Below are 13870 nucleotides of genomic sequence, written 5' to 3' on the forward strand. Positions count from 1 at the left end.
ACAATTTACAAAAATAGCATAGCAAAAGAAGAAGGAGATGGAACATCGAAAAAACGAACAGTTGTCTTACAAAACTGTTCGTTTTTTTGTCTATTTAGCTTTCATCAGAGAGTAGAAAGGAATCATTTTTCTTACGATAACTAAAGAAAATAACAAAGTACAGTAGGCCTGTTAAAAGAGTGACGCCTAACGAATTTGTAAATAAGATGCCAATAAAGATGAGGCCTAAAATGATTAAAGCAAGGAGATTAATACTTTTTTCAAAGAGAGACCCTCGTTTTAAAGACAGAACAAACGCCGCAGCGCTAATTAAAATCCAAATTAGCAAGACAGTGTAAGAGAGAGAACCGGCTAAGTAACCAAATAATTCATCGCCAACAAAATAAGAAAGAATAACGCCCAGATATAAAACACTGGCGCAGAAGAAAACTGAACGTTGAGGTACTTGGTGCTTGTTTAAAACCGCAAGTTTACTCATGGGTCCTTTTTTATCTTTTAAGCGAAAATATAAAAGGCGAGAAGAGGCGTATACCCCAGAATTAATAGAAGAAAACAAGGCTAAAATAATCACAAAATTTACGATGTCAGCAGCAAAAGGAATATTCATTTTTTCAAAAACCATAACAAATGGACTCACCGTTGTGCCTGCTAAGGTATTCCAAGGGAAAATAATCAAAAGTAAGAATAATGGAATGATATAGAAGGAAATAATCCGTCCCATCACACCACGAATCGCTTTAGGAATGGCTTTTTTAGGATCATCTGCTTCACTGACAGTAATCGCGATTAATTCTGAACCGCCATAAGAATAAATAACTACTAATAAAGAATTAACAATACCTTTCATGCCATGTGGGGCGAAGCCACCATGATCGGTGATACTTTGTAAAGTAGGGAAGACACCACTGCCTAGCATTTGTTGTCCCACCAGATAAACACCAAAAATAATTAACAAAATGATGACACTAATTTTAGCAAACGCCAACCAATATTCTGTTTCTGCAAATAAACGAACCGAGTAAAGATTAATGAGCGTCGTTAAAATAGCTAAAATGAAAACAAAAAACCAAGCAGGAATATTAGGAAACCAAAGTTGTAAAAAGGAAGCTGCGGCAACCGCTTCTGCGATAATATTAATTGTCCACATGGAATAATAAACCCAATCAATAAAATCAGCAGAATGTGCACCTAAAAATGGTCGAACTAAGCCAGACAAACCATGATGTGTGTCTCCGCCATCTAAAACAAGTTTTCCTAAACCACTCATGACGATGAAGAGAACAGCACCGCCAATTAGAAAGGCGATTAAAACAGAAGGACCAGCAATACCAATTGCTTCGCCACTTCCTTTAAAAAGACCTGCGCCAATCGCTCCCCCTAAGGCTAACATCGTAATGTGGCGCGAGCTTAATTGTTTTTTTAAGGTTGTTTGTTGTGTTTCACTCATAGGATTCTCCTTTAATTGAAAAAAATAATATGAAAATAACTTTCTTTATTATATACAATTTTCTGACAATTACAACTATTCTGTCAATGAAAATGAAAAAATAAGTGAAAAATATTATGAAAATAAAAAAATCGAGCAATTTAAGTGATTAAAATCGCTCAATTTTTTTATTAATTTTTATTTTTTAATAGAGTCATAATTGTTAATGGAACAGTAATGACTACATAGCCGATGATACTAGCCACTACTAAATAAGCTATAGAACTTGAGAAATTAAATAAGTCCGTTAAAAGTATTGCGACAATCATTGAAATAGCATAACAAATGAATAATTGAATAAACCGCTTTGCAGACAAAAAATCACCTCTTCCTAATTAGTTAAAGTCTCTTTTCAATCATTTAGTATACACCTGAAAAGAAGAATAAACTATCATTAATTAAAAGAAAAAGTGAAACAACTAGCGGATTTTTTGTTCAGCTGATTATCTTAAGAATTAGAAAATGGGACATAAGTCATCTCGACTTATGTCCCATTTTCATTTATGACGTTGGCTTCGTGTAAATTGAGAAGTCTCGTCCTCTCTAGTGGTTGGTTGCTGTGTTCGTTGTACGGCTTGCTTTTCCGGCTCGCTCTTTTTTGCAACATCAGTCACAACATTTGGCTTCTGGGAAGGGGGAACAGTTGTTTTTTTGTTTAAAGTTGGCGTAGTTCTTTTTGTTTCTTTCTTTTGTTTCTTTTTATTATTTTTATCATTTCCAGTGACTGTCAAATAGATAATCAGAAAAATCATTAGGATCGTTGCAACAATTAATAGAATAAACATGTTAAATGAAATGAACATGCATGGCCCTCGTTTCTCGTTTTTTCTTAGTTTACCAAAATTTCAAAATTTCGTCACTCTTTTCTTCAGAAAAAACGAATTTCGAAGGGGGTAAAAGAAACTTTTATAAAAAAGCCTCCTTTTTTGTGTGAAAATGCACAAAATTTCTGGAATCGTTTGCTGTTAAAACCAGATACTGGTAAAATAATTATTGTATAAGAATCATTTTAAAAAACGATTTTTGTTACAAATAACGTATTTGTTGAAAAGGCACTGTGAAGTAGTTAGAGACGACAGCCAAGTGACTTTTAATGACAGCCGCCCAATTAATTTCATGGAGCCTTTTCGTAGAAAACGAGGAGGTTATTTTGCGTGAAAGTGAGTATATTTTCGACATGCGTGGTGGATTTACTTTTTCCAAATGTAGGGCAAGCAATGGTAGAGGTTTTGGAACGTTATGGCTGTGAAACGGTTTTACCAACAAGCCAAACGTGTTGTGGTCAGCCAACGTACAATAGTGGCTATGTGACAGAGAGCACGACAACGCTTAAGAATCAAATTGATAGTTTTGACGGTGCCGATTATGTGGTGGGACCTGCGGGGTCTTGTGTCGGCATGATGAAAGAATACCACAAATTTTTAGCAGATGATCCTATTTATGGACCAAAAGCACAACGTTTAGCTGAGCGAACTTATGAGTTTAGTCAGTTTCTTTATCGTGTCTTAGGGGTCAAAGATGTTGGCGCAACGTTACATGGGAAAGCCACTTATCATCGTTCTTGTCATATGACGCGAATTTTAAATGAACGAGAATCACCCTTTGTTTTGTTGGATCATGTGAAAGGATTAGAAATGATTCCTTTAGGACATCTTGAAAATTGTTGCGGATTTGGCGGAACGTTTTCAGTGAAAATGCCAGCTATTTCTGAACAAATGGTGACGGAAAAAATGAACGATGTGATTGATACGGGCGCAGAAATTTTAATTAGTGCGGATATGGGTTGCCTAATGAATATCGGCGGTAAATTTAATCGTGATGGGAAAAAGATTAAGATTATGCATATTGCAGAAGTCCTTAATCACGAAGTGGATGAAGCACGCATGGACCAACCGCAAATCATATCGGTAGGGTAAGGGGGAAGAACTGTGGGATTATCAACGAGCAATAAGCCGTTAAGTGAACGAATTGAAGAAAGTAAAAAAGATGTGTTTATGCAAAAGGCTGTCGCCAAAGCACAAGATGCCCAATGGGAGAAACGAGAAGGTGCGCGGGAAGCTTTAGGCAATTGGCCACAATGGCGTGAACTGGGAGAACAAATTCGCCAACATACAATTCAGTATCTGCCTGACTATTTAGAAGAGTTCAGTGATAACGTCGCCAAACGAGGTGGCAAAGTCTTTTTTGCTCAAACCGCCGAAGAGGCCAATGAATATGTGAAACAAGTGGTTCTAGAAAAAAAGGCGAAAAAAATTGTGAAATCTAAATCAATGGTGACGACCGAAGTCGATATTGATCCAATGTTATTGGGATTAGACGATGTCAGTGTGATGGAAACAGATTTGGCGGAATTCATTTTACAAATGGATGACTGGGATGAGCCGTCACATATTGTTTTCCCAAGTATTCATAAAAATCGCGAACAGATTCGTCAGGTTTTTGCGAAAAAATTAGGGTATCAAGGAGATAATGACCCAGTAAATTTGGCACGCTGTGCACGAGAAGTGATGCGCAAATTCTTTTTGGAAGCGGAGATTGGCATTACAGGTTGTAATTTCGCTATTGCGGATAGCGGCTTAATTAACTTAAATACAAATGAAGGAAATGCTGATTTGACCATCAGTATTCCTAAGACACAAATCGTGTTAATGGGAATGGAAAGAATCGTACCAACAATGCGTGAAGCAGAGGTTTTAGATAACCTTTTAGCCAGAAGTGCTGTTGGTCAAAATTTAACAACGTATGTGACGTTTGCCGGGCAAAAAAATGCGGATGAATCCGATGGTCCAGAAGAATTTCACGTAGTCATTTTGGATAACGGGCGTTCAAAAGCTTTAGGAACAGCCTTTCAGCCAGTCTTACAGTGTATTCGTTGTGGGTCTTGTCTGAACGTTTGTCCGGTCTATCGCCATATTGGAGGGCACGGTTATGGCTCTATTTATCCAGGACCAATTGGTGCTGTACTTTCTCCAATTTTAGGTGGATATAAACAGTTTGGGGAATTGCCTTATGCGTCTAGTCTTTGTGGGGCATGTACGGAAACGTGTCCTGTGAAAATTCCATTGCACGAACTATTAATTGAACATCGTAAAGTGATGACCGATGATCTGAAAATGAAACATGGATTTGAAGATTTCCAAATGCGTATGGTAGGTAAAGCCACTGGTTCACCAGCAATGTTTAAAGCAGCCATGAAAGTCGATCATGCTGCAGCGGGCATTTTAAGTAAACAAAAAGAAATTACTGTTGAAAACATGTATAATCATGGGGGCTACCTTGATAAAGGACCAGGGTTAGTAAAAGGTTGGACCGATGTTCGTGATTTGCCAAGACCACCAAAATCTTCAGAAAACTTCAGAAGTTGGTTCAAAAAACATCAAGAAGGTGAAAAAAATGACTAACGAAGCGATTCAAAATCGAGAACCTTTTTTACAAAATCTACGAGAAAAATTAGGCGTAGAAAAACAGCCTGTTTCGGCCCATCCATTTGAGCCAGTTAATCATTTACCAGAAGAACAGTTGGCAGATAAAACACCAGCAGAGCTATTAACGATTGTGAAAGAACGTGTGGAAACGATTCACACGAACTTAGTGGAAACCACACAAGAAAATTTACTGACGACGATTCAGCAAATTGTTGCTGAGTTTGGTGGGGGCAATCTTTTATTGCCAACAGATGCACGTTTTGAAGCCTATGGATTAGCTGATTTAGCTAAGTCATTAGAGGCTGTTTCTGTTAAGCAATGGCAACCTGGAAGTGAGCAACGAGAAGCGAATATTCAAACAGCTGCTCAGGCAAATATTGCGATTGCCTTTGCTGAGTTTTTACTAGCTGAATCAGGAACGATTGTGGTGGAGTCCAATGCGGGACAAGGCAGAGCCTTACATTTTTTACCGAAGCATTATATTTCAATTATACCGTTTAGTAAACTCGTTCCACGTTCGACTCAGCCAGCAGCTTTTTATACAGATAAAATAGAAAAAGGCGAAAAAATCGGCTCAGCGATTCACTTTATTTCAGGGCCTTCTAATTCAGGAGATATTGAAATGCAACTGGTTGTCGGGTTGCATGGTCCTTTAGAAGTTTGTTACGTGGTTGTGATGGATCGCTAAAACGCTAGAAGCATAATCAATTCAGCCCTTTTTAGAATTGATTATGCTTTTTTTATGAGCAGGATCAAAAAAGTAAGAATCAAATTTGAAAGAAATACGTTTTTTTTCTGACCATTTTGTAAAAAAAGCGTACATAAAAATTAATTGAGTGTTAAGCACTATAGGATTGATTTACTTTGTGGTAGAATATGAGACATAAGATAATAAGGTTTTTGGAGGAATGAGTTTGAAATCAAAAGAATTAATTAAAACAGTAGTCTTTTTTGCCTGCTTAGCTTTGGGTCTGTTTTTACTGAGACAATTTGTATTTACGCCTGTCGTAGTGAGAGGTCATTCAATGGATCCAACGTTAGCAGATGGTGAACGGGTAATTACATTAAAAAACACAGAAATTAATCGTTTCGATATTATTACTTTTCCAGCGCCAGATGAACCAGATAAAAATTATATTAAACGTGTGATTGGTTTACCTGGAGATACAATTGCGTACAAGGATGATACGTTGTACATCAATGGAAAAGAAGTTGACGAACCCTATTTAGATGAATTTAAAAAAGCCTTAACAGATGGTCAACCTTTGACAGGCGATTTTTCACTAAAAGAAAAAGTACCAGCAGATAGCTACTTTGTTTTAGGTGATAATCGACGGAATTCAAAAGACGGTCGTGTCATTGGTTTTATTCATAAAAAAGATATTTTGGGTGAAGTGAAATTTGTGATGTGGCCATTCTCACGGTTTGGTCCAATACCAGAAGTGTCAAAACAATAAAAGATACAATGAGTAAAAGAGAAGGACGGAAATGTGTAAAAACAAACACATGTTTCCGTCCTTCTTTTGTGGTAAAATAAAGGCAGTGCAAAGGAAAAGGATGTGAAACCATGAGTGTGCAGTTTATTAGAGGAACCGCCGTGGCAGATTTAGAAGCGCCACTTATACAGGCGACAAAACAATGGCTAGAGGAAGACGCACAGCATGAAGTATTCTATTTAGTCCCGAACCATATTAAGTTTGAGCAAGAAATTCAAGTCTTGCAAAAGTTACGTCAATTACAGACAACTACGTCTGATTCAATAACCAGTACCCGTCTGCAGGTTTTTAGTTTTTACCGTTTGGCTTGGTACTATTTACAACATACACCTTTTTACTCGGCAGATGTTTTATCTGATGCAGGCGCTGCGATGATTTTCCGCAAAATTTTAGTAGAAGCAGAAGAAGAGTTACAAATTTTTAGAGGTGAAATTAACAAGCCTGGCTTTATTCAGCAACTATTTCAGCTTTATCAAGAAATGCGCGAAGGCAATATTGAGATTGCGGAGCTTTATCCATTTTTAGAAAAACAAACGGAGAACCCTAAAGGACAAGATTTACAACTTAAGTTTCAAGATTTAACGTTAATTTTTACACGATTCCAATTACAAATGAGTCAGTATGGCTATGAATCAGCGGAGATTATTCAACATTTAAGCGAGTATTTACAAACGGTTGATTTGTCGAATGTCCAATTCGTTATTTCAGGCTATCAGCAGTTTACTGCCAGAGAATTAAAGTTGATTGAAGTGCTAATGGCGCAAGCAGGTTCTGTGAAAGTAGCCCTCGTATTGGACAAACAATATCCGCATGACTTACCTGATCCGCGGTCGTTATTTTATGAAGCGGGACAAACCTATCATCAGCTTTATCAACTAGCAAGACAGAAGCAAATCCCGATTCTTTCAGATTATGTGGAAAAGAAAGAGGTATTAATTACAAACCCAGACTTGCAAGGATTAAATGATTATTGGATTCAATCGCAAGAACACCTGCCTCCATTAAGCACAACTGACTGGAGTGGCGATGGCTTATTTCTGTGGCGTGCTGAAAACGTTAAAGAAGAATTAACACATGTTGCAACCGAAATTCGCCGTTTAGTGGTGGAAGAAGGGTATCGGTACAAAGAAATTCAGGTGTTGACTCGTGATTTAGATTGTTATGAAAATTTATTAGAACCGATTTTTGCGGAACACGAGATTCCTGTTTATGTCGACCGAGATATGGCTATGGATCGGCATCCTTTAGTCGAATGGATTGAATCTTTATTTGCTATTCATTCGTACAATTATCGTTATCGCGATGTGCTCCGTTTTTTGAGAACGGAATTATTTATGCCAATGAATCAACACGCTACTTCTGAAGAAAGCTTGACTGATTGGTTAAACCAACGGAACGCTTGGCGCAGAAAAGTTGATATTACCGAAAATGTAGTCCTGGCATACGGCTATGAAGGTTATTATTGGTCGCAAGAAAAAGATTGGGAATTTATTCGGTATGATTTTGAAGCGGAAGAGCAAGAAGATGTCGCTACGATGGAAGAAGAGTCAAATGCGATTCGTCAATCGCTTCAACGGCTGTTACCTAGTTACTTTCAAGCAATGATAAGTGCCAAAACTGGTTTGGAAGCAGCGACCGTCTTCTATCACTTTTTACTGCAAAGTGGTGTGGCAACACAATTAAAAATGTGGCGCTTACAAGCTATCGAAGCAGGTCAACTAGAAACAGCTCGTAACCATGAACAGACTTGGGATGCATTGATGTCGTTACTAGATGAATACGTCACTGTTTACGGAGAAAGTTCGTTTGATTTTACAACGTTTCAAGAAATATTTGTTAGTGGCTTGGAAGGTTTGCACTATAGTAAAGTGCCGACAGCGATTGACCAAGTACAAGTTCGCGCAATGGATTTAACTCGACCTGGCGCTGCCAAGGTTACTTTTGCTATTGGGATGACGGAAGAAATTTTTCCACAAAAGATTGAAAATAAAACACTATTGTCTGATGAAGAACGTCAGACAATCAATGATACGTTAACGGAAAACCAATATTTACGTGGGACAACCGGACGCAAAATTGCGCAAGAACCTTATGTTGCGTATCTTGTCTTTTCTTCAGCGCGAGAACGGTTATATTTAACCTATCCAAGTGTTAAAGATACCGCTCAAGAAGTCAAACCGTCTCCTTATTTTAAAAATATCCAAAAAGATTTAAACTTGCCCGTTTTTGAAAAAAATGAAACAACCATTTTCGATGATGAAACGACCAGTTTAGCCCATATTAGTACGTATCGGACGTTAATCGGTGAATTAACGCGTTTGAAAAGACAACGGAAAGAAACACAAGAAGGATTGTTGCCTTTCTGGTTAAATATGGAAAAAGCGCTAATGAACCAATCAATTGCGCCGCTAGCCAAGCAAGTTTTCGAAAGTTTAACGCATCAAAATATTCCTGAAAAGATTGATGAGGTCTTAGCAGAACCTTTATATGGTAAAGATATTTATACATCCGTTTCTCGGATGGAGAGTTTTTATCGGTGTCAATATCAATACTTTTCTCGCTATGGCTTACGTTTGAAAGAAAGAGATGTCTTTGGGCTTTCACCAGCAGCTACAGGGGAATTTTTCCATGAAGCATTGGATCAGTTCTTTAAATTATTGATTATGAATCAACGGAACTTATCTGAATTAACCGATCAGGAAGTCAATTTATTGGCGGAGGAAGTACTAAATAGTATTTTAGGGGATGCACGTTTTTCTGTATTAACGACCTCTAGTCGCATGAACTATATTCGCTATCAATTGAGTCAAACAATTAAAAAAGTCAGTTGGGCGCTGAAACGCCAAAGCCAACGAAGTGGCATGACGACTGTTCAAACGGAAGTGTTATTTGGCCAAATTGCCGCTAAAAAAGGAATTTCTGGTTTGGAATTACCATTAAAAAATCAAGGGAAAATTCATGTTCGGGGGAAAATCGACCGGATTGATCAATTGGTTACACCCGAATCAACCTATTTAGGTGTGATTGATTATAAATCGAGTCACCGTAAATTTAATATGACAGAAGCGTATTACGGCTTAGCCATGCAAATGCTGACGTACTTGGATGTGGCTTTAATGGATGCTGTGCAATTAGTTGGTCAAGAAGCTAAACCTGCTGGCTCACTTTATCTGCATGTACACAATCCTACATTATCTTATGAAGGCAAAGACGACATTGAACAACAAATGCTTAAAAAATATCAGTTTGATGGTCTTTTGATGAAAGACCCAGATTTATTGGATCATTTAGATACGAGTCTGCAAGCTAAACAAAGTTCGTTGCTGTTTCCGATTGAAGAATCCGCCAAAGAACAAATTAAACCTGGTCGTCGCCAAGAAGATAAATTTGTGACAGAACCAGAACTAGGCGCGTTGCTTTCCCATAACCGAAATAAATTTATTGAAGCGGGGAATCAAATTATTGGCGGCGAAGTTCAACTTAATCCCGCTTATCAAGGCAAGGAACGGATTGCTTGTCGCTATTGTCCGTTTCGAAGTGTCTGTGATTTTGATGTGATGTTAAAAGAAAATAATTATCATCGTATTGAGAATTTATCCAAAGAGGAAATTATGGCGCGCTTGTTAAACAAAGATGAGGAAGGAGCAACCGAAGATGAGTAAAACAATTCCACTACGTCCAGCCAATGAGCAATTCACCGACAGTCAATGGCAAGCGGTGTTTGATGGCGATGAAAATATCTTAGTTTCTGCTTCGGCTGGCTCAGGAAAAACCACTGTTTTAGTCCGCCGTGTCATTGAAAAAGTCAAAAGCGGCGTCGATATCGATCGTCTCTTGATTGTGACGTACACTGAAGCCGCCGCCCGTGAGATGAAAGAACGTATCCAAGTGGCTTTACAAAAGGCAATGAATGAAGAACAAGATCCAGAAAGAAGACGGCATTTTTCTCGTCAAATTGCTCTTTTGCCAACAGCCAATATCAGCACGTTACATGCCTTTTGTTTAACTGTTATTCGTCGTTTTTATTATTTAATTGACATAGATCCAGTTTTTCGGATGTTAACAGATGAAACAGAAACATTGTTATTAAAAGAAGATGTTTGGGATGCATTACGTGAACAATTTTATGCGGAAAATCAAGAAGAATTTTACCAATTAACAGCGAATTTTTCCAATGATCGTAGTGATGACGGACTCACTAACTTAATTTTTTCTTTTTATGAATTTGCCAAAGCCAATCCTGATCCAGAAGCGTGGATTAATGGCTTAACACAAGCCTACGAAGTAGGGGATCAGCTAGGCGAATCAACGTTATTTCAGACGTATTTAAAACCGCTAGCCGTTGAGACGTTACAACGAACTCTTCAGCGTTACGAAGAAATGGTGACCTTAACAGAGGGCGAAGAGAAACTTCAAAAGATTTGGTATTTAGCTCAAAATGAAAAGGAACAAACAAAACAATTTTTACAATTTTTAGAGAGAAATGATTTAGAAAGCGCCTATAATTTGACTGAATTGTTGAGCTTTGACCGCTACCCAACGGTTCGTGCCGAAGAGTTGAAACCAACCGCGGAACAAGCCAAACAGTTACGAGAACAAAATAAAAAAGCGTTAAATGATTTGAAAAAGCAACTGTTTACACTTTCTCCAGATGCCATGAAACAAGTCTTGAAAGAGGCCACACCCATTGTTCAAGAAATGGCTCACGTGGGGAAACAATTTATGGAGGCCTATGGCGCAGAAAAACGGCTTAAAAATTTAGTGGATTTTAACGATTTAGAACATTATACGTTAGCTATTTTAGCGAAAAATCAGGCAGATGGCTGGCAAGCATCAGAAGCCTCTCTTTACTATCGCGAAAAATTTGATGAAGTGTTAGTCGATGAATACCAAGATATCAATCAATTACAAGAATCTATTTTGTATTGGTTGCGCCGTCCGCTTAGCACAGAAGGAAACCTTTTTATGGTAGGGGATGTGAAACAGTCTATTTATTCTTTCCGCTTGGCAGATCCTACATTGTTTATTGAAAAATACAATCAGTATGGGCAAGGCGAAGAGGGTAAACGAATTATCCTAGCTGAAAATTTTCGTTCCCGCAAAGACGTTTTAGACTTTACGAATTTAGTATTTAGTCAATTAATGGATGAGCGAGTGGGCCAAATTGCTTACGATGAGTCAGCCGCTTTGGTTCATGGCTTTGATCAATTTTCGGAGGCGGCTGATTATTCAACTGAATTGCTAATTTATGAAAAAAAAGCAACAGAATCAGTTGAATTTCCAGAATTACAATCCCCTGAGTTGTTGATTGAAGATAAGACAGAAGGGGAACTTTACGTTACTGCTTTGAAAATTCGTGAATTAATTGACCAAAATTTCTTGATTTATGATAAAAAGCTGAAAACGGATCGACCGATTACTTATCAAGATATTGTCTTATTAACGCCTACGAAGAAAAATAATTTAACTATTTTAGATGTTTTTAAATCATTAGAAATTCCAGTTCAAGTCAATGATGCTCAAAATTATTTCCAAGCAACGGAAATTCGTACAATGATTGCCTTGCTTCAATTGATTGATAATCCCTATCAAGACATTCCTTTGGCAGCTGTGTTACGTTCACCAATTGTTGGATTAAAAGAAAATGAATTAGTGCTTATTCGTTTGGCTAATAAGGAAACCAGTTACTACGAAGCATTTTTAACGTTTAATCAAAAAATGGAACCAACCATGGAGGAAGCAGTTGTTCAGGAAAAAACTATACGTTTTGCTGAATCATTAGAAAAATGGCGGGAACAGGCTCGACGCAACCAGCTTAGCACCTTGCTGTGGACGATTTATCGGGAAACGGCCTATCTTGATTATGTTGGCGGGTTGCCTGTTGGCAAACAACGCCAAGCCAATTTATATGCGTTGGTCGATCGGGCCGCGGCGTATGAAAAAACAACCTTCCGAGGATTATTTCAATTTGTTCGCTTCATCGAAAAAATGCAAGAAAAAGACAAAGATTTAGCGGAACCAGTCGTTTTAAGTGAAGAGAATGCCGTACGCGTCATGACGATTCACGCTAGTAAAGGGTTAGAATTTCCGGTGGTATTCGTTTTAGATATGACCAAAGAATTTAATGTCAGTGATTTGAATGAACGCTATATCTTTGAAGAAAATTTAGGGGTAGGCATTCGTTATTTACAACCTGAAGAACGAGTTATGTACGATACTTTACCATTTTTGGCGATTAAACAAGTACGATTAAGAAAATTACTATCCGAAGAAATGCGGAAGTTATATGTGGCGTTGACACGTGCAGAACAGAAACTTTTTCTGGTAGGCTCCTATAAAGACCAAGCGGCGATGTGGAAAGAGTGGCTGAAAGTTGGCGATGTAGAAACACTGGTGCTACCAGCTGAAAATCGCTTGCAAAGTAAAAGTAGTTTAATGAATTGGGTTGGGATGACATTGGTACGCCATCAAAAAGCCGATGAATATCAGCAAGAAGTAGTAGTAAGTAACGTTCCCCAAGTCAAAAAGCACCCAGCTAACTTTCATATTCAGTGGTTCAACGAAGAACAACTACGAGCAGCCATTCAGCAATTACAATTGCCAGAAAGACAAGCAGAGGATTTAGCCGAAAAATCGCAATTATCTGCTGACAAAATCAATCGTGGCCTTGCACGGTTAAGTTTCAATTATCCGTTTGAAGTGGCTACTCGGACCACCAGTTATCAGTCTGTTTCTGAAATCAAGCGAGTATTTGATGACCCCGATAACAAAGAAATTGGTAAAATTGAGGTTCGAGAAGACAATACTATTCAAGCGCAACCGTTGATTGTCAATCGAATGATTGAAGGAGATTTAAGTAAGCCTAAATTTTTAGATACGGTTCAAGCGCCCTCAGCAGCTGAAATTGGGACAGCAACCCATTATTTATTACAACTAATTGATTTAAGTAAGCAACCTTCTTACGAGGAAGTGCGAGCTGTTCAAGAACGCTTAGTGGAAAATAAATTGATTTTACCAGCAATTGCTGAAAAAATGAATCTGGAACAAATCGTGGCCTTCTTTGACACCGCCTTAGGAAAACAATTGATTCAACACCATCAAACCGTTAGAAGGGAACAACCTTTTTCTATGCTGATTGAAGCAGAAGAGCTCATTCAAAATTATCCAGAAACGACACAAGATGATTTATTAATTCATGGGATTATTGATGGCTATATCGAATTAGACAATCAATGCATTTTGTATGACTATAAAACCGATCATGTAAAAAGCACCTCTCCCCAAGCGATTTCTGAAATTGTCGAACGGTATCGCGGACAGATGAATCTTTATCGTAGAGCGCTACAAGAGGCAACGCATAAAGAGGTGTCGCACGTCTATTTAATTTTATTAAATGGAGGAGTAATTATTGACATGCAGACAGGAAATGTTGTAGATTTTATAAAGTAGAAAAAATTAGAAGC

At 37.9% G+C, this 13870-nt stretch carries 9 protein-coding genes; 6 read left to right on the forward strand and 3 right to left on the reverse strand.

Annotated elements, in window-relative coordinates:
* Positions 1-94: 94 nt before the first annotated feature.
* From IGL90_RS04365 to IGL90_RS04375, 3 genes are all read right to left on the reverse strand, one after another.
* Positions 95-1447: an amino acid permease gene (locus tag IGL90_RS04365; RefSeq protein ID WP_002382100.1), complete on the reverse strand. Its 1353-nt coding sequence runs from the start codon at positions 1445-1447 to the stop codon at positions 95-97.
* Positions 1448-1617: 170 nt separating this feature from the next.
* Complete coding sequence (locus IGL90_RS04370; protein ID WP_048737747.1) at positions 1618-1803, reverse strand: hypothetical protein; 186 nt, start codon at positions 1801-1803, stop codon at positions 1618-1620.
* Positions 1804-1983: 180 nt separating this feature from the next.
* Positions 1984-2271 carry a hypothetical protein gene (locus tag IGL90_RS04375; protein ID WP_002386008.1) on the reverse strand — a complete coding sequence of 96 codons (288 nt, stop codon included), beginning with the start codon at positions 2269-2271 and terminating at the stop codon, positions 1984-1986.
* A gap of 369 nt (positions 2272-2640) precedes the next feature.
* Here IGL90_RS04375 and IGL90_RS04380 point away from each other — a divergent pair, with 369 nt between their 5' ends.
* From IGL90_RS04380 to addA, 6 genes are all read left to right on the forward strand, one after another.
* Positions 2641-3402 (forward strand): (Fe-S)-binding protein, encoded by a 762-nt coding sequence (locus IGL90_RS04380; RefSeq protein WP_002365495.1) that lies wholly within the window; start codon positions 2641-2643, stop codon positions 3400-3402.
* Positions 3403-3414: 12 nt separating this feature from the next.
* Positions 3415-4887, forward strand: a complete 1473-nt coding sequence (locus IGL90_RS04385) for a LutB/LldF family L-lactate oxidation iron-sulfur protein (protein ID WP_002358041.1) — start codon at positions 3415-3417, stop codon at positions 4885-4887.
* Entirely contained in the window at positions 4880-5599 is a 720-nt protein-coding gene (locus IGL90_RS04390) for a LutC/YkgG family protein (RefSeq protein WP_010716939.1), read from the forward strand. Before IGL90_RS04385 ends, IGL90_RS04390 begins: the two co-directional genes overlap by 8 nt.
* A 220-nt stretch (positions 5600-5819) precedes the next feature.
* Entirely contained in the window at positions 5820-6368 is a 549-nt protein-coding gene (gene lepB, locus IGL90_RS04395) for a signal peptidase I (protein WP_002358039.1), read from the forward strand.
* 110 nt (positions 6369-6478) lie between these two features.
* Positions 6479-10069 carry a PD-(D/E)XK nuclease family protein gene (locus tag IGL90_RS04400; RefSeq protein WP_048737750.1) on the forward strand — a complete coding sequence of 1197 codons (3591 nt, stop codon included), beginning with the start codon at positions 6479-6481 and terminating at the stop codon, positions 10067-10069.
* Entirely contained in the window at positions 10062-13856 is a 3795-nt protein-coding gene (addA, locus tag IGL90_RS04405) for a helicase-exonuclease AddAB subunit AddA (RefSeq protein ID WP_048737752.1), read from the forward strand. The genes IGL90_RS04400 and addA overlap by 8 nt, the downstream gene beginning before the upstream one ends.
* Positions 13857-13870 lie beyond the last annotated feature (14 nt).

It is taken from the genome of Enterococcus sp. DIV1307a, assembly GCF_050537425.1.
In the GTDB taxonomy this organism is placed as follows: domain Bacteria; phylum Bacillota; class Bacilli; order Lactobacillales; family Enterococcaceae; genus Enterococcus; species Enterococcus faecalis.